This is a genomic window from Schaalia suimastitidis DSM 15538 (assembly GCF_000429105.1).
Classification (GTDB): Bacteria; Actinomycetota; Actinomycetes; order Actinomycetales; family Actinomycetaceae; genus Pauljensenia; species Pauljensenia suimastitidis.
Window position 1 is genome coordinate 489986 of sequence record NZ_AUBF01000006.1, and the last position, 18211, is coordinate 508196.

Annotated in this window: 15 protein-coding genes; 14 read left to right on the forward strand and 1 reads right to left on the reverse strand. The window is 59.0% G+C overall.

What is annotated here, in order from left to right:
* Nucleotides 1–133: 133 nt before the first annotated feature.
* The 3 genes from G438_RS0102160 to G438_RS12590 are packed head-to-tail and all read left to right on the forward strand — an operon-like array spanning nt 134 to nt 4799.
* On the forward strand, nt 134–1225 hold the full coding sequence (locus G438_RS0102160; protein ID WP_240470953.1) for an o-succinylbenzoate synthase: 1092 nt from the start codon (nt 134–136) through the stop codon (nt 1223–1225).
* Entirely contained in the window at nt 1222–2970 is a 1749-nt protein-coding gene (gene menD / locus G438_RS10355; protein WP_084402956.1) for a 2-succinyl-5-enolpyruvyl-6-hydroxy-3-cyclohexene-1-carboxylic-acid synthase, read from the forward strand. Before G438_RS0102160 ends, menD begins: the two co-directional genes overlap by 4 nt.
* Nucleotides 2971–2981: 11 nt before the next feature.
* Nucleotides 2982–4799: a S1C family serine protease gene (locus G438_RS12590; protein ID WP_240470954.1), complete on the forward strand. Its 1818-nt coding sequence runs from the start codon at nt 2982–2984 to the stop codon at nt 4797–4799.
* Nucleotides 4800–5030: 231 nt separating this feature from the next.
* On the opposite strand, the gene G438_RS0102175 is transcribed toward G438_RS12590, so the two are convergent.
* A complete protein-coding gene (locus G438_RS0102175) occupies nt 5031–6293 on the reverse strand; it encodes an isochorismate synthase (protein ID WP_026459965.1) in 1263 nt (420 codons plus the stop codon).
* A gap of 79 nt (nt 6294–6372) precedes the next feature.
* Here G438_RS0102175 and G438_RS0102180 point away from each other — a divergent pair, with 79 nt between their 5' ends.
* The 11 genes from G438_RS0102180 to nuoI all read left to right on the forward strand — a co-directional run bounded on the left by G438_RS0102180 (nt 6373) and on the right by nuoI (nt 18188).
* Nucleotides 6373–7098: a class I SAM-dependent methyltransferase gene (locus tag G438_RS0102180; RefSeq protein ID WP_034284632.1), complete on the forward strand. Its 726-nt coding sequence runs from the start codon at nt 6373–6375 to the stop codon at nt 7096–7098.
* Between the two features lie 226 nt (nt 7099–7324).
* Nucleotides 7325–8605 (forward strand): geranylgeranyl reductase family protein, encoded by a 1281-nt coding sequence (locus tag G438_RS0102185; protein WP_026459967.1) that lies wholly within the window; start codon nt 7325–7327, stop codon nt 8603–8605.
* A gap of 58 nt (nt 8606–8663) precedes the next feature.
* Nucleotides 8664–9020, forward strand: a complete 357-nt coding sequence (locus G438_RS0102190) for an NADH-quinone oxidoreductase subunit A (RefSeq protein WP_026459968.1) — start codon at nt 8664–8666, stop codon at nt 9018–9020.
* Nucleotides 9021–9039: 19 nt separating this feature from the next.
* Complete coding sequence (locus G438_RS0102195; protein ID WP_026459969.1) at nt 9040–9594, forward strand: NADH-quinone oxidoreductase subunit B; 555 nt, start codon at nt 9040–9042, stop codon at nt 9592–9594.
* Nucleotides 9591–10322, forward strand: coding sequence for an NADH-quinone oxidoreductase subunit C (locus G438_RS0102200; RefSeq protein WP_051259205.1), 732 nt, complete (start codon nt 9591–9593; stop codon nt 10320–10322). Before G438_RS0102195 ends, G438_RS0102200 begins: the two co-directional genes overlap by 4 nt.
* Complete coding sequence (locus G438_RS0102205) at nt 10322–11677, forward strand: NADH-quinone oxidoreductase subunit D (protein ID WP_026459971.1); 1356 nt, start codon at nt 10322–10324, stop codon at nt 11675–11677. Before G438_RS0102200 ends, G438_RS0102205 begins: the two co-directional genes overlap by 1 nt.
* Nucleotides 11674–12369, forward strand: a complete 696-nt coding sequence (gene nuoE / locus G438_RS0102210; protein WP_026459972.1) for an NADH-quinone oxidoreductase subunit NuoE — start codon at nt 11674–11676, stop codon at nt 12367–12369. Before G438_RS0102205 ends, nuoE begins: the two co-directional genes overlap by 4 nt.
* Nucleotides 12366–13667 (forward strand): NADH-quinone oxidoreductase subunit NuoF, encoded by a 1302-nt coding sequence (gene nuoF / locus G438_RS0102215; protein ID WP_026459973.1) that lies wholly within the window; start codon nt 12366–12368, stop codon nt 13665–13667. Before nuoE ends, nuoF begins: the two co-directional genes overlap by 4 nt.
* The gene (locus tag G438_RS0102220; RefSeq protein ID WP_026459974.1) at nt 13664–16237 is read left to right on the forward strand and encodes an NADH-quinone oxidoreductase subunit G; all 2574 of its coding nucleotides are present in this window, start codon (nt 13664–13666) and stop codon (nt 16235–16237) included. Before nuoF ends, G438_RS0102220 begins: the two co-directional genes overlap by 4 nt.
* A complete protein-coding gene (gene nuoH, locus G438_RS0102225; protein ID WP_026459975.1) occupies nt 16234–17535 on the forward strand; it encodes an NADH-quinone oxidoreductase subunit NuoH in 1302 nt (433 codons plus the stop codon). The genes G438_RS0102220 and nuoH overlap by 4 nt, the downstream gene beginning before the upstream one ends.
* Nucleotides 17532–18188, forward strand: coding sequence for an NADH-quinone oxidoreductase subunit NuoI (nuoI, locus tag G438_RS0102230; RefSeq protein ID WP_026459976.1), 657 nt, complete (start codon nt 17532–17534; stop codon nt 18186–18188). The genes nuoH and nuoI overlap by 4 nt, the downstream gene beginning before the upstream one ends.
* Nucleotides 18189–18211: the final 23 nt, after the last annotated feature.

The window sequence follows — 18211 nt, forward strand, 5'->3', positions numbered from 1 at the left end:
CGGATGTGGCCCACGATATGCGAATAGGTCCAGGTGTGAATGGTCACACGTTGCTTCGTCAGTCACATCCAGCGCATGAGCCGAATCGTTGGCGCGTGGCCGAGCATGGGTAGCAGAGTGAGACAATAGGGGAGTGCGTGAAGAAGGACAGGAAGCAGTCGTCCCGGCAATAGCCGACATCCCCCTTGGTTCTTTGCCTTTGCATGTGCGTCGTTTCCTGTCGGAAGTGGACCGAGTCCTGATATACCACCTCCCGCTGATGACAATATTTCGCGGTGTCACCAGCCGTGAAGGAATCCTCCTGCACGGCGAAGCAGGGTGGGCCGAGGCCGCACCTTTTTGGAATTACACGCCCTCCCAGTGCCTGCCGTGGCTGAACAGCGCCATCACTGGGGCCACCCAAAAGGCGCCACCACCACTGCGTGAACGCATCCCCGTTAATGTCACCATCCCCGTGTGTCCACCTGACGAGGCCTACCGCCGCGTCGTGGATTCCGGCGGCTGCGCCACTGCGAAAGTGAAAGTCGCTGATCCTCGTGTGACACATGCAGCCGACTGTGAACGTATTGAAGCCGTGGCCGCTGCCCTTGCCGCCACGGTCGGCACACAACAAGCCCGCATACGTGTCGATGTCAATGCTGCGTGGACCCTTGACGAAGCGATACGCTCCCTGGCGCATTTCAATGATGCTGCGCACCAGATTGGCGGACTTGAATACGCTGAGCAGCCATGTGCCACTGTGGACGAATTAGCGCAGTTGAGGCGCCGTCAAAACGTGCCCATCGCTGCTGACGAAAGTATCCGCCTCGCGTCAGATCCACTGGAGGTTCTCCGCAAAGAAGCAGCAGACGTTGTCGTGCTGAAAGTTGCACCCCTGGGAGGTATCGAAGCCACCGTGGCTTTGGCAGCCGACTTTGGACTACCTGCGGTGATTTCCTCAGCCTTGGAAACGTCGATCGGTCTGGCTGCAGGTGTGCGCGCGGCAAGCTGCCTAAGATACCCGGCAGATGGTACGCCCCTGGCATGTGGCCTGGCCACCATGCAGCTCCTTGCCGCAGATGTCACGGTCAATGGTTTGCGCGTTGAAGACGGGCATATTGCTGTGCGGCCCATCGAAGTAGATGAGAACTATATCGACGCCCAGCCTTTGCCTGACGGCATTCTATGCCGCTGGCTTGAACGCCTGGACGCCATATGTGAATACAGCAAGGGAGAAGGTCAATGACACACCCTGAAAGCACGGGGCATAGTGGCGTGCGTGGATGGCCACATAGCTGCCTGAGTGCGGCCGCACTTCTGTCAGCCCTTATCGCCTGCGGTGTCACCGACGTCGTGTACTGTCCAGGTTCGCGCAGCGCCCCCTTCGCCTATGCCCTTGACGTCCTCAGTCGTGCAGGTGCGCTGCGCACCCATGTGCGCCTCGACGAACGTTCGGCAGCCTTCCTTGCGGTGGGCTTGAGTCGAGGCGGTGCCGCCTCGTTGCGTACCCCGGGTAACGTTGTTGCAGGTGTCCCCATCGCCATTGTGACCACCTCCGGGACTGCCGTCGCTGAGCTCCATGCGGGTATTGCCGAGGCCTCCCACGCCTATCTTCCTATCATTGTGCTCAGCGCTGACCGTCCCTTTGAAATGCGTGGCGTGGGCGCCTCGCAAACGACCGATCAGGCGGGTATTTTTGCCTCTCATGTCCGCCACTACTGGGATATTCCAGCTGGCTCTGATATTGGACAGTTCCCATCTCTTATGGCGCGGGCATGCGCCACTGCCCTTGGGAAAGTGAGTAGCACCCCGGGGCCGGTCCACCTCAATGTGGGGATGCGTGAGCCGTTACAGCCAGATCCTGAATCTTCAGCTGAGGCGTTACTATCCTTTATTGCAGATATTCCTGGCGCCGTACCTGAGTTGTATAGCCGTTCGCCACACCTGTGGGCATGGGAATCTGTGGTGGACACGAAGGCGCGCACTGTTGTCCTCGCAGGTGATGGCGCGGATGCTGCGGCTGTGAACTGGGCGAATAAGGCGGGGATTCCATTACTTTCTGAAGTAGGTGCATTGCCACAGGGCGCGCTTGCTCACCCGCAGTCGTTGCTTTCCCGGCCCGAGCTTGTCTCTGATATTGAGCAGGTTGTACTTACTGGCCGCCCCACACTGTCCCGCATCGTTCAACGTCTTCTCGCGTCACAGGTGCGCCTGGTTGTCCATAGCCCGCATCTGCCGTGGCCCGATGTGGCAGGTAAGGCTGATGCGGTGGTCACTGCCCTTGCTGCGCCCACGGCTGCCCACGCTGACGACACGTGGCTTCCTCGGTGGCGCCAGGCGGCACAGGAAGAACATGCGCGCATCGAGGCACTATTGGATACGCCACGTGGGTGCGGCAGCGCGCTCGCGGTTGCTCGTTCCGTGTGGCGCGCTGCTGATCGCTATCTTGTTGTGGGGGCCTCTAATGCAGTGCGTGCCCTTGATCTGGTGGGTCAGGGAGCGGGGCCTTCACGGGTCATCATGAATCGTGGATTGGCGGGGATTGACGGCACAGTTGCCACTGCCATCGGTGCAGCATTGGCTACAGGCACGCCAACTCGGGCCGTGATGGGGGACTTAACTTTCTTCCACGACGCGGGCGCTCTGGCAATCCCATCTGATGAAGTGCGCCCCAACCTGCAGATTATCGTGGTAGATGATCATGGTGGGTCGATCTTTGGCACACTTGAGCATGGTCGTGCCCCTCGCCCTGTTTTTGACCGCTGGTTTAGAACAGCCCAATCAACATCCGTGGAAGCACTGTGTGCCGCCTATCAGGTGGCGTATCGGAAGGTGACACCAGGGTCGCTGGTGTCCGTATTTGACGAGGCGATTACTGGGCTGAGCGTGGTACACGTACCAGTTGTGGATGATCCTGAGTTTTACGCCACGATCAGAGGTTTAGATTCACAGCTAACGTTCAGGAGTGCTCCAGCCAATGGGCAATATTAGGGGGCACACTAATGACATCGCGTAATGAACGAGAGTTGAAAGAAGGCACTATGAGCGACAATACTCCACGTTGGGCGGGACAATGGCCAGCGCCTGACGCGAATCACCGGTGGTCGAATGACGCGCAACCAGCCCAGGACAACGAGGATATGTCGCGCCACAACGTCGATCCTGCGGCGTCGGCGACTGCTCCGCAGGCCACCGCCGCATATTCGCCGTCCACAACCGAGCCGTCGAACCATGACACCTCCACGCAGGCTGCACCTGAACAGGTTGAAGCATCTCCTCAAGGCCCTAGCCATGCAACTCCACCCCCAGTGGCGACAGAAGGTGCCCCTTCGCCCATTTCACCATTGCCCGGCGCGGCCCCCACAGGTGCGGTAGCTACCGACGCTGCTTCCGCTGTTGCTGACTCAGCTGGTGCTGCCGCCCCTCGTGCTGCATTTCCGAGCGGGGCATCAACTGGCGCGGCATCACCATATATGGCCCCAAGGACAATCGGTACGGATGCGGCATCAACAGCGCCCACAGGCACACAACGAACATCCGCAGCACAGTCTGCCCAATTGCCATTAACGCCAGGCTCCGCTTTCCTAGGACCCGGCGTCGCCTCGGGCAACGGAGCCGCACCGGCCGCACCCACGAAGACGAAACGCAAAGGCGGCCCCGGATGGGGTTCTCTGGTCGCAGCAATGGCTGTGACTGCAGGCCTTTCCGTTTCAGGTACCGTACTGGCTGTGAATAACGGTTTTGGACCTGCAACGTCGGATCAGAACACTACTAATACAGTGGCTGCAACCCAGATGGCGGCAAGCCTTGATACCAGCGGCGTATCTGCGAATTGGCAGGCCGTGGCCTCGGCGGTTTCCCCAGCAGTTGTCACCATCAATGCCTCCGGCACGTCAAGCTCCATGGGTTCTGGCGTCATCTATGATGCGCGGGGCACCATCGTGACCAATTACCACGTCATCTCCACCGCTTTAGAAGCCAATGGGCAGATCACAGTGACGCTATCGGATGGACGTATCTTTGATGCCACAGTGGTTGGCTACGATCAAAGCACTGACCTTGCTGTCGTTCGCCTTGTCAACGCCCCCAACGACTTGACGGTAGCGACCTTTGGGTCCAGTTCAAGTCTCAGCGTAGGACAAGAAGTGATGGCGATTGGCTCGCCACTGGGATTGTCGAATACGGTAACTACCGGCATTATTTCTGCGCTGGATCGCCCAGTCGAGGTCTCGACAACCGATCAGAGCCAGTCAGATCCACTCGATCCTTTCGGTCAACTACCCGAAGGTAACACCCAGCAAGTCACCACTGCCGACACCGTGATCACCAACGCTATCCAGGTCGATGCCTCCATTAACCCTGGGAACTCGGGTGGGCCACTGTTTGATGCCGCCGGAGCCGTGATCGGCATTAACTCCTCGATTGCCTCAATGGCAGGCACCACGTCGTCAACGGCGGGCTCTATTGGCCTAGGCTTTGCCATCCCCTCTGACCTGGTGGTTTCTGTGGTGGAACAACTCGTTGCCACTGGCAGTGTGGACCATGCGGTCCTCGGCGTCACAATAAAGACCGCGGCCGTAAATGTCGGCTCAGAAACCAAGGCAGGCGCCCAAATCGAGACTTTGACCCCCGGTGGCGCTGCTGACCGTGCGGGCCTGCAAGTGGGTGACACGATTATTGCAGTCGACGGTAAAGCGGTGTCCTCAGGTAAAGCGCTATCGGGATACGTGCGTCGCTACACCGGCGGCAGCGAGGTGACCTTGACCGTTGTCCGCAATGGGCAGGTGAGCGAGGTCAAAGCGACGCTGCAATCGAAGTAGCCGCACACCCCGTTGGCAGGGCCGCCGCGTTTCCACAGTGGCGGCACACCTGCCCGGCGCAGCCTACCGGCCATACGCGGCACACCTTCCGAAAGTGGCCACGTGTTAAACGCAGACACCCACCGCATATCTTTTCCAGGGCAACAGCGCGTTGTCATGCCGCAATAGCATCTCGGGTCCACCCCTTGCCAGTGACGACACTCACCGGTTGGGGTTGGACCCGAGGCGTATTTAGATTCCCAAGGCGTCAAGGACTGGCCGCATCTTGGCTCGCGTCTCAGCAAGTTCCGCTTCAGGTACGGAATCGGGCATAATGCCGCTACCCGCGAAGACGCGGATGGATGTGCCGTCGTCGCTGAGTTGACCACAACGCAACGCAATACCAAATTCTCCGTCCCCAGCAGCATCAATCCACCCCACAGGACCTGAGTAGCGTCCACGCCGGGTGTCTTCAAAGGTGAGGAGGAGATCGAAAGCCAATGGCGTGGGCGTGCCACAAACGGCGGCAGTGGGGTGTAGAGCTGCAACCGCATCCAAAACATTGCCTTCACGCAGCTGGGCCTTCACATCGGTGGCAAGGTGAAGAACATTAGGCAGTGCCAAAAGTGTTGGCTCGTCAGGAACTTCCAGGGTCTCGGCGAGCGGTGACAGGGCGCGAGCCACCGATTCGACAGCTAAAAGATGCTCGGTGCGTTCCTTCATATTGGCCATCAACGCGTCCCCATCACCGTCGGTGCTCGTGCCCGCTAGTACCCGCGATGTCAGCACGCCGTCGGTGATGGACGCGAGCATCTCTGGGGTTGCACCAATAAGGCCTTCAACGGCGTAGGTCCACGTTGTGGGGTACAGCTCGTTCAGGCGTGCCAGAAGGTAACGCTCATCAAAAGGTAAGGCGCTTGAAACGACCATATCGCGGGCCATCACGACCTTTGATGCACCACCGCTACGCAAACGAGAAATCAGTCGACGCACCGATTCTGTCCACTTCGACTGGCTCATGCGGCCTGCTTCGGTCCACAGCCCCTGTGGTGTGCTCACGGGGGAGGCGCTCACCTGCTCGTAGGCGGCGTCCAAGGCCACAATGGGGTCAGGTGCCTGCGCCGTGGCCATATCTGAGGCAGTGATGACGTAGCGCCCATGGGGAGTCTCAACGAGTGTGAGCTTAGGTACGATGAGCATGCCGGGTGTTGCCCACGCAAAACCAAAGGATCCAAAGGCGATTGGTGCGCGGGGTGCACCTTCGGGCGCACGCAGGTGAGCGTTGCGACGTACTTGATCCCACCGACGCCCTGCCTCGCGAATGGCATGACGCCCCTCAACCTCGATGCGTAGTGCGCAACCCCACCCGATGAGCGTACGCTCGGGTGACCACCACGCTAGAACACCACGCGATGTGGGCACCATGTCACGTAGCGCAACGTCATCAAAGCGCTCAGGTAGCGGTGCGACGCGTATATCGAGGCAGGGGAGGGCGGGAGTTGAAACGTCAGACATGGCACCATGCTAATGGCCTGAGGCGCCCCTGGCACGGACTGGCGCGAAGAGTACACGATTGGCATGGGAAAATGTCACTATGACGAGCCATGACGATTGTGACGCTGCCGCTGTGCGTCGCGCTGATCTTGATAAAGACCCCGCCGATATTGCCTCCATGTTTGACCATGTCTCCGCGCGGTATGACCTGACAAATACGCTGCTCACTGGCGGTATGGACCATGTGTGGCTACGTGCGTTGCGAAATGCGGTTGCACCTGACATAGGAGAAAAAATCCTCGATCTCGCTGCGGGAACAGGCTCATCATCTGCTGCTTTAGCGGCATCTGGGGCGCACGTGGTGGCCTGTGATCTTTCTGCCGGAATGATTGAGGTAGGGAGGCGCCGTCACCCGGAATTGGAATTTGTCCAAGGCAACGCCATGGACCTCGATTTCGAGGACGACACTTTCGATGCGGTCACTATCTCGTATGGTTTGCGCAATATTCCTGACCCGGCGCTGGCCTTACACGAAATGTTGCGCGTGGTGCGACCGGGAGGCCGCCTGGTAGTGTCCGAGTTTTCGACGCCGGTCAACCCACTGTTCAAGCGCTTATACGACCTGCATCTTGACCATGTCATGCCGCGCCTAGCGTCGTTGGCATCATCCGATGACGTTGCCTACGACTATCTGGTGGAATCGATCCGTGCATGGCCCAATCAACGCGGTGTCGCGCGGATGATTGCCGAGGCTGGCTGGCGTCGCGTGGAATACAAGAACCTGACCGGTGGGATCGTTGCGCTTCACCGTGCCTATAAGGCTTAGCGAGGTCACGAAGTATCTCCTCGTGACCTGGGGAACACTGCGGGAATTGCGAAAGAATAGTGTTTCGCAATTGGTGTCTAATTCTCAGCTTAGTGCGCCCTAAGAAGACCGAAAAAGGCCGGAAAGACGCCATATTGCACGAGTGCCTCATAAATGCCGCTAGGGTAAACGTTTGGACTGCGGTGCACTGTGCGCCGCAAACACAAAAGACGTGGAAGGACACTCAGTGCGCGAGGAATTGGGCGAAGGCGCTGCGGCAGAGGTAGTCGTCGTCGGCGCTGGCCCTGCAGGAGCCTCAACGGCCTATCACCTCGCCACGCTCGGTATCGACGTTCTTCTTCTCGACAAAGCCACCTTCCCGCGCGATAAGGTCTGCGGCGACGGCCTCACACCCGCAGCAGTACATGAACTGCTCCTGATGGGGGTTGATACCACCGGGTGGATACGCAACCGAGGTCTCACCGTCATCGGTGGTGGACACCGTGTCCAAATGGAATGGCCCGACCAAAAAAGCCTCCCAGGCTACGGAATGGCACGCGCACGTACTGACCTTGACCACGCACTTGTCCAACGTGCCGAAGAAGCGGGAGCACGCCTTGGCCTCGGATACACCGTAACAGGCGCCATACAAGATGCCACCGGTCGCGTCACCGGCGTTACCGCGCGCCACGGGCGCGGAAAAACGGCAATTGAAGGCGCCGTGCGCGCCAAACTCGTTGTGGACGCGGGCGGCGTATCCGCACGCCTAGCGACCAGCCTCGGTGTTGAAAAAGACCCCGAACGGCCCATCGGAGTGGCAGCCCGCACCTACTTCCGATCACCACGAGGTGACGAAGAATGGATGGAATCCCACCTGGAATTATGGGCTGGCACACCCGGTCAATCAGACCTGCTGCCAGGATACGGCTGGATTTTCCCCCTCGGTAACGGCCTGGTTAATGTCGGTTTAGGGTCGGTTGCCTCCAATGCGCGTGCCACACACCTGCCCTACCGCAAAGTCTTTGCTGACTGGACTGCGAACCTGCCCCAGGAGTGGGGCTTCACCCCCGATAACCAAGTGGGATCTCTGGCAAGTGCGGCCCTGCCCATGTCCTTTAACCGCACACCGCACTACGCCTCGGGCCTGCTCCTCGTTGGTGACGCGGGCGGCATGGTTAGCCCCTTCAACGGTGAAGGGATTGCGCCAGGTATGAAGGCAGGCCGCCTCGCAGCCGACGCCATCGCCCAAGCCATGGGACGCACCAGTCGTGTTGGCATTGACCGGGCACTGTCTGCCTACCCCGAGGCAATGCGCGCCGAATACGGCGGCTACTACCAGCTTGGTCGCATTTTCGTGCGTCTGATCGAAAACCCAAAGATTATGCACCTATGCACCACCTACGGGTTGCCGATACCACGCCTGATGCGCCTCGTCCACAAGTTGCTCTCCGACGGATACGAACGAAACGGCGGAGATATCGACGACCGAATTATCACCGCGGCCTCAAAGATGGTGAGACCCGTATGACCACCATCGACACCGCGACCCACCTGTCACCACAACACCACCTACGGGAGGAACGACGATGAACCCTTACGTGCCGCTGCTCATCATGGCAGCAGCAGCCCTGGTGCTGGCCTTTGGTGGCCTCGGCGCTTCGGCTATCCTCGGCCCTTCCAAAAAATCGCGCACTAAAGCCGATAACTACGAGTGTGGTATCGACCCCACGTCAGACAAACTTGATGCGGGACGCTTCCCCGTTCGCTACTACCTGGTGGCCATGACCTTCATCATCTTCGACATTGAAGTGGTCTTCATGTACCCGTGGGCAGTGAGCTTTAACCAGCTTGGTCTCTTTGGCCTGGTCGCAATGCTGACCTTCATTGCGCTCATCACAGTCCCCTACATTTACGAGTGGCGCCGCGGCGGCCTCGACTACTGAGAAAGCCTGAGGAGAAACTATGGGACTCGAAGAGAGTATTCCCGCGGGCATCGCCCTGACCAGCGTCGAAAAAGTCCTCGGCCTGGCACGTAAACACAGCCAATGGCCTGTCACCATGGGCCTAGCATGCTGCGCCATTGAAATGATGGCCGCAGGCACCCCTCGTTTTGACATGGCGCGCTTCGGTCTTGAAGTCTTCCGCGCATCGCCGCGCCACTCTGACCTCATGATCGTCTCTGGCCGCGTCAGCCACAAAATGGCACCCATCGTGCGCCGCGTCTACGACTCAATGCCTGAACCGAAATGGGTGATCTCCATGGGGGCATGCGCGTCCTCGGGCGGCATGTTCAATAACTACGCCGTCGTCCAAGGTGTCGACCACATCGTCCCTGTTGACGTCTACCTGCCAGGTTGCCCACCCCGCCCCGAAGCTCTGATTCACGCAATTCTGACGCTGCGTGAACAAATTGGCAAGGAACCACTGGGCGCCCACCGTCGCGAAATTGCGCGCAAAGCTGAACAAGCGGCATTGGCCGCAACACCCACCCACCGAATGAAGGGACTGCTGGCATGAGCGACGAGCTGACCACAAGCCCCGTCGACGGCGCTGATATTGCCGAGGCCACGCGCGGTTTTGCCGCAGCCGAACCCATCGCTCACCGGCACGGCATGTTCGGTGTCTCTGACGCAGGGGACACCACAGGATTTGGTGGCCTTATCACCCACGCCTACCTGCCTGGTGAAAGCCCGCGCCCCTACGGCTCCTGGTTCGACACGGTTGTTGATATCCTCGAAGAACTTATCACCGAGGCAGGGCTGAGCATTGGTGACGTCATTGAGAAAGTCGTCGTCGAACACGGCGAACTCACCATTTTCATTGCACGCCCCCATATTCGCCGCGTCTGCCAGTGGCTGCGTGACGACCAAGATCTGCGCTTTGAACTATGCCTGGGCACCAACGGCGTGCATTACCCACACGATACAGGCCGTGAATTACACGCCATCTACCCGCTGCAGTCCATCACCCACAACCGGATGCTGCGCCTTGAAGTCACCTGTCCTGACACCGACCCCCATATCCCCTCCGTCGTTGCCATCTACCCAGCTAATGACTGGCAGGAACGCGAAACATGGGACCTGCTGGGCATCGTCTTTGATGGACACCCCTCCCTGACACGCACAGCAATGCCCGACGACTGGGTAGGGCACCCTCAACGCAAGGACTACCCGCTGGGCGGTATCCCCGTCCAATTCAGGGGAGCAACCGTACCGCCTGCCGACACGCGGAGGTCATACAACTAATGAATGCTCACGACGCCAAATTCCACGCAGCTACCTCCGCTGCGGGCCTCAACATTGAAGAACTCCCCGAAGTCCTTGCCCAAGGAGGCGACTGGGAGGACGTGCTCGCTGAGATTGAAAAGATCACGCACGAGCGTATCGTCCTCAATATGGGACCCGTCCACCCGTCCACCCACGGCGTGCTCCGACTGATCCTTGAACTCGATGGTGAAACCGTGCGGGAAACACGAGTCGATACCGGTTACCTGCACACGGGCATCGAAAAAAATATGGAGTACCGCACCTGGACACAGGGCGTCACCTTTTGCACCCGCATGGACTACGTTGCTCCCTTCTTCCAGGAAGTGGCCTACTGCCTCGCGGTAGAAAAACTCCTGGGCATCACTGATGACGTTCCCGAGCGGGCCTCGTTAATCCGCGTGCTCCTGATGGAACTTAACCGCATTGCCAGCCACCTTGTCGCCATCGGTACTGGCGGCAATGAACTTGGCGCCACCACAATGATGACTGTGGGCTTTAGAGGACGTGAAGAAATCCTACGGATTTTCGAACGTATCACGGGCCTACGTATGAACCACGCGTATATTCGCCCCGGCGGTGTCGCCCAAGACCTCCCGGCTGGCACCATCGAATATATTCGCGAAAAGCTTCCAAAGGTCCGCCGCGACATGGGCGAAATGCAAGACCTCGTCATGCAAAACCCCATTTTCAAGAAGCGTTTCGTTGACGTGGGATATATGCCGCTGTCAGGCCTCATGGCGCTCGGTATGACCGGCCCAAGCTTGCGTGCAGCCGGACTGCCGCAAGACCTGCGTAAGGACCAACCCTACTGCGGCTACGAAGACTTCGACTTCGATGTGGTGACCACTGACGCATCCGACTGCTATAACCGCGTCGTTGTACGTTTTGGCGAATGCTACGAATCCCTGAAGATTATCCATCAGGTCCTTCGCCGCCTCGAAGCCTGCGAAGGCGCTCCCACAATGGTTGCTGACGCGCATATCTCCTGGCCAGCACGCCTTTCCGTGGCTGCTGACGGTCAAGGCAACTCCTTAGAACATATCGCACAGATTATGGGCCAATCAATGGAGAGCCTTATTCACCACTTCAAGCTGGTCACTGAAGGTTTCCGCGTCCCTGCTGGACAGGTGTATCAGACCGTGGAACACGCTAAAGGTATCCTCGGTGTCCACCTGGTATCTGACGGCGGTACCCGCCCATACCGCGCCCATTTCCGTGACCCCTCGTTCGCAAACCTGCAGTCCACAGCCATGATGACCGAAGGCGGCCAACTCGCCGACGTCGTCGTGTCCCTGGCAAGTATCGACCCTGTGCTGGGAGGCGTTGACCGATGAGCTACACCCCCGACGTTGAAGCGCGCCTACGCGACCAGGCGCAGCAAATCATTGAGCGTTATCCCACCGGACACGCCCGAAGCGCACTGCTGCCCATGCTTCACCTTGTCCAATCCGAAGATGGCTACGTGTCACCCGACGGCATCGCCCTATGCGCTGACGTCCTTGACCTGAGCCGTGCAGAAGTGAGCGCTGTCGCCACTTTCTACACCCAGTACAAACGTCACCCCAATGGCGACTACCTTGTGGGTGTGTGCACCAACGCCCTGTGTGCGGTGATGGGCGGTGACGAGATCTGGGAAGCCGTCAGCGAGCATGTCGGTGTCGGCTCAGACGAAACCAGCGCGTCTGGCAAGATCACGCTTGAACGCCTCGAATGTAACGCCGCCTGCGACTATGCCCCGGTGGTCATGGTGAACTGGGAGTTCTTTGACAACCAGACCGTTGAATCGGCGATTGCGCTGGTCACCGACATTGAAGCTGGACGTCCCATTCACCCCACCCGCGGCGCAGACACTGTCGCCACCTTCAAAGAAGTAGAACATGTGCTTGCAGGTTTTGCTGATGGGCGCGTCCATGAAGGTCCCAGTGCTGGCCACGCTTCGGTACTTGGCCTCACACTTGCCGCAGACAAAGGCTGGAGCGCCCCGCAGCCCGTGGTATCTGCAACAACGGAAGGGGAACAGGCATGAGCGCCTACACCCAACCCAGCACCCTCACCCCTATCCTCACACGAGGCTGGGGCGAGGACCGCTCGTGGACCCTAGAGTCCTATCTGGCTCGCGGCGGCTACGAAGGCCTAAAAAAAGCTAATACCATGGCGCCAGCCGACATTATCGAGGCCGTGAAAGCCTCCGGTTTACGTGGCCGAGGCGGCGCAGGCTTCCCCACAGGTCTCAAATGGTCGTTCCTGCCTCCAGATGACGGTAAACCCCGTTACCTGGTGGTCAACGCTGACGAATCAGAACCAGGAACCTGCAAAGATATCCCCACGCTGATGGCAAATCCGCATGTCCTCGTTGAAGGTATGGCTATCACCAGTCGTGCCATTAACTGCACACACGCCTTCGTGTATCTGCGTGGTGAAGTTGTCCACGTGTACCGGCGCCTGATGAATGCCATCGAGGAAGCTACCGCTGCCGGTATCCTCGGCGACTTGAAGATCACCGCCCACGCAGGTGCAGGTGCCTATATCTGCGGTGAAGAAACGGCACTGCTTGACTCCCTCGAAGGATACCGAGGACATCCGCGCCTCAAGCCCCCCTTCCCCGCAGTCGCTGGCCTATATGCGCGCCCCACCGTCATTAACAACGTGGAGTCAGTGGCCCAGGTCGCAGGTATCTTCCAACATTCGGTGGAGTGGTACACGATGATGGGCACAGAAAAATCGAAGGGACACGGCATCTTCTCCCTGTCAGGACACGTGAAAAACCCCGGACAATTCGAAGCCCCCTTCGGTATCACCATGCGTGAACTCATCGACATGGCTGGCGGTATTCGGGACGGACACCGTTTGAAGTTCTGGACACCAGGTGGCTCCTCCACGCCACTACTGACCGAAGAGGACCTTGACGTGCCCCTGGACTACGAATCCGTAGGTGCGGCGGGTTCCATGTTGGCCACCCGCGCCTTGCAGGTCTTTGATGAAACGACCTCTGTTGTACGTGTCATCACCCGGTGGATCGAGTTCTACCAACACGAATCCTGCGGTAAATGTACGCCGTGTCGTGAAGGCACCTACTGGCTCAAGCAAATCATGTTGCGTCTTGAAGCTGGGAAAGGCCAAGCAGGGGACGTGGAGCTCCTTGATGAGATTGCTGGCAATATTTTCGGACGGAGCTTCTGCGCACTTGGTGATGCGGCTGCAACCCCGATTATGTCTGGCATTAAGAAATTCCGCGAAGAATTTGAAGCTGGCTTGACTACGCCCGCGCGGGAACTATTCCCCTACGAAGCGTCAGCAGTCTTTGCACGAGGAGGCGCGCGATGAGCGAAACCCCCATGGTTGATGTCACCATTGACGACATCGCCCTGTCTGTCCCCGCTGGGACCTTGGTGATCCGTGCCGCCGAAGAAGCGGGGATTCGTATCCCGCGTTTCTGTGACCACCCGCTGCTTGAGCCTGTGGCTGCCTGTCGCCAGTGTCTTGTCGAAGTTGGTATGCCTGACCGCAATACTGGCGAAATACGTTTCATGCCCAAGCCTCAACCCTCGTGTGCACAAACCGTCACCCCGGGTATGGTCGTGAAAACACAGGAAACATCCGATGTGGCCGCCAAAGCACAGCATGGCGTCATGGAGTTCCTCCTCATTAACCACCCACTTGACTGCCCCATCTGTGACAAAGGTGGCGAATGCCCCCTGCAGAACCAGGCGATGACAGATGGGCGTGCCACCTCCCGTTTCGTGGACGCCAAACGCACCTACCGTAAGCCACTGCGTCTGACCAGCCATATCCTGCTTGACCGTGACCGCTGCATCCTGTGCCAACGTTGCGTGCGTTTCGGTAAAGAAATTGCTGGTGACGCCTTCCTGGATCTACAAGGACGAGGCGGTGGCACCGCCCCCAACGAGCACCACCAATTCATGGGTGAACAAATCGGTTCATTCGACAGTGCAGTCCTTGACTTCCACAACGACGCACAAACCCCCATTGACGCAGCAGGTATCAGCGGACCTTACGGGCAAGAAGGCATCATCGGGTCAATGAACTCCGGTGCCCTCGCTGATGGAGACCGTGACCGCTCAGGCCGCGCCTTCGCCTCGTACTTCTCAGGTAACGTCGTACAGATCTGCCCGGTGGGTGCACTCACTGCAGCTTCCTACCGTTTCCGTTCCCGCCCCTTCGACTTGCATTCCACCGCTTCGGTGAGTGAACACGATGCTTCGGGAAGCGCGATCCGCGTTGACGTGCGCCGTGGCGAAGTGGTGCGTCGTATGGCAGGCAACGAGCCGAGCGTCAACGAAGAATGGATCACCGACAAGGACCGTTTCGCTTTCGATTGGTTCAAACAGGATCGTCTCACCACCCCATTGGTGCGCGAAGACGGCGAACTGGTCCCCACCTCGTGGTCGGATGCCCTTGACCGCGTGCGACGTGGCCTGGAAGAAGCCAAAGCGAAGGGCATAGTGGGCTTCCTTCCCGGTGGTCGACTTACCTTTGAAGATGCGTGGGCATGGTCAAAATTTGCGCGCACAGTCGTTGGATCTGACTCCATCGATTTCAGAGGCCGCGAAACCACAGACGAAGAACGCTCCTTCCTTGCTTCCCACGTGGCGGGCAGTGGACTGGGTGTCACTTACAGCGATATTGAAGCAGCATCCCAGGTTCTACTGGTGGCTCTGGAAGCTGAGGACGAATGCGGGTCCCTGTTCTTGAGGATGTTCAAGAAGACCCGCAAGGGTGCCCTTAAAGTGGCGGCAGTGGCCCCGTACACTACGCATGGTCTGCGAAAACTCGGCGCGTCAGTGCTTCACGCTGCGCCGGGAACCGAAGCGGAAGTGGTGGCGTCAATTGCTGCAGACGGCCCCAATGGTGATCTTGCCGAGGCGCTGGCAGGTGGCGTGATCCTCGTCGGTGAACGCGCAGGTCGTACCCCAGGCTTACTGAGCGCTACCGTGGCACTGGCTCAACGCGTCGGCGCGCGCCTGCAGTGGGTGCCTCGCCGTAGCGGTGAACGTGCTGCTGTTGAGGCAGGCCTGCTACCCGGCCTACTGCCCTTTGGACGTCCGCTTACCGAGGATCGCCTGAATGACCTTGGGTGGTCCGCCCCCACAACCCGTGGCCTCGATATTGCCGACCAGCTGGCAGGTGCCATTGACGGCACCGTTTCAGCCCTCGTCGTTGGTGGCCTCGACATACGCGACCTGCCCGACCCTGCTCTTGCGGCTCGTGCCTTTAAAGCTGTGAATTTCCTTGTCAGCCTTGAAGTGCGCGCCTCTGCTGTCACCGAGCAGGCTGACGTGGTACTGCCTGTTGCGCCGCCACTAGAAAAACACGGCACCTTCATTAACTGGGAAGGTCGCCTACGCCCATTCGGGCAGGCCGTTGCTGCTCGTTCCCTGACCGACCGTGACGTCCTTGTACGCCTTGCCGCCGAATACGGCCGCACCCTAGGGGGTGCGACCTTGAACGACCTGTATGAGGAAGTCAACGCGGTCATGTCCTATGGTGGGCCACGCGAGACCTTCACACCCGTGCAGGCACCAGCCGTTGAAGCAGTGGCACCGGGTTGCGCACTCCTTGCCACCCACAAGCCGCTGTTGGACGCTGGTCGACTCCAAGATGGCGCCCCCGCACTGGCAGGAACGGCACGCACACCGGTTGCCTACCTGTCACAGGCAACCTTTGCCAGCCTTGGCTTACGCCCAGCATTGCAAGGGCCTGCACTCACACTATCCACCGACCGTGGTTCCATCACCCTGCCAGCGCATGTCGCGGATCTGCCCGACGCGGTGGTGTGGGTGCCTGAATGTTCGGAAGGCTCATACGTCCACGAGTCCCTCGGTGCTGCAGGCACCGTCGTGACTCTTACCGCCACGGGGGAGGTGGCTCGATGACCCTCATGCCAACAGCCGCAAGTGCTGTCGCCGATTTCTCAGAAGAAACATGGTGGCTGACCCTCATCAAAGCGGTGTTCATTATTGTCTTCCTGATCTTCAACGTCATCATGGCGCTGTGGGTGGAGCGTCGCGGCCTCGGTCGTATGCAGACCCGCCCAGGCCCCAATGTTGCCGGTCCTCTGGGGCTTCTCCAAGCCTTCGCTGACGCAGGAAAACTTCTCTTCAAAGAGGATATGTGGACCAGGCGTTCCGACAAATTCCTTTACCTACTTGCGCCCGCAATCTCCGCATTTTGTGCTTTCAGCGTATTCGCGGTGATCCCTATGGGGCCCAATGTCACCATCTTTGGCCGCTCCACACCCCTGCAGCTCGCTGATATGCCGGTCGCGGTCCTTTACATCCTGGCCATCACCTCCCTTGGCTTGTACGGCATTATCCTTGGCGGCTGGTCCACCCGGTCAACTCTGCCCCTATACGGCGCCGTGCGTTCCTCTGCTCAGGTGATCTCGTACGAACTGTCAATGGGCCTGTCCCTTGTCTCGGTCTTCCTCATGGCCGGTACGATGTCCACCTCGCAGATCGTCGCTTCGCAGGACCAATTCTGGTGGTTCCTGCCGCTGGCGCCTGCCTTCGTCATCTACCTCATTTCAATGGTTGGTGAAGTGAACCGTCTGCCTTTCGACCTTCCCGAAGCAGAAGGCGAACTCGTCGCAGGCCACATGACGGAATATTCGTCAATGAAATTTGGCTGGTACTACCTGTCCGAATACGTCAATATGCTGAACGTTTCGGCGGTGGCCACAACAATGTTCTTCGGTGGATGGCATGCGCCGTGGCCACTGAGCTACTTCGAGTTCCTCGACGGCGGCTGGTGGGGCATGCTGTGGTTCTTCCTGAAAATGTGGTTCTTCATGTTCCTCATGGTGTGGACTCGTGCCACGCTGCTGCGCTTCCGTTACGACCAATTCATGGCGCTGGGGTGGAAGCGACTCATCCCATTTTCTTTGGCGTGGCTCGTCGTTGTGGCCATTGTTCGCGGTGTCACACAGTGGATCCAACCTGACCTAACGGTTGTGGTGGGTACCATCGCTGGGCTATTCCTGGTGGCGCTGATCGTCATTTGGTTCCTTGACCGCGCACCAGCCAAGGACAGCGAAACGGCACCGGAAGAACCCTTCGATGCTTTCGCTGATGGCTTCCCTGTGCCACCGCTTCCTGGACAAACGCTGCCGGCCTCGCCTCGTGCGGGCCGCGCACCTATCGCCGCCACCGTCACCGAGGAGGAAACGCGATGACCGAGAACACCACTGGTGACGAAATGCTCTATGAGCCAGACCCCAAGGGGCCGATCGGCGAATTCTTCGCTCCCTTTGCTGGCTACGGCGTGACTATCTCGTCATTCTTTAGACCAATGGTCACCGAACAATACCCGTTCGAGGGGCCGTTCCTTGAGCCGCGTTTCCACGGCCGTCATCAGCTCAACCGCTATGCTGACGGACTTGAAAAATGTATCGGCTGCGAATTGTGTGCGTGGGCATGCCCCGCTGATGCCATCTTGGTGGAAGCAGCCTCGAATACTCCCGAGGCGCAGTACAGCCCTGGGGAACGCTACGGCGCCGTGTACCAGATCAACTACTTGCGATGCATCTTCTGCGGGTACTGCATTGAAGCGTGCCCAACGCGTGCCTTGACCATGGGACACGATTTCGAATTGGCCGAGTACACGCGCCTCGACGATATTTACGAAAAGCAAGACCTGCTGGTGCCCCTGTCTGAAGGAATGCTCGCAACGCCACACCCGCAGGTTGATGGCCTGTCTGATGGCGACTATTACCGTGGTGCTGTTACAGGCCCGACGCAGGACCAGATTGACTGGGTTCGCCAGCATCGTCCAGACGACCCTAGCCTGACAAGTGTGCAGCCCGTCTCAAAGGAGGCTCAGCAGTGACTTCGCTTGGAACATGGCCAACG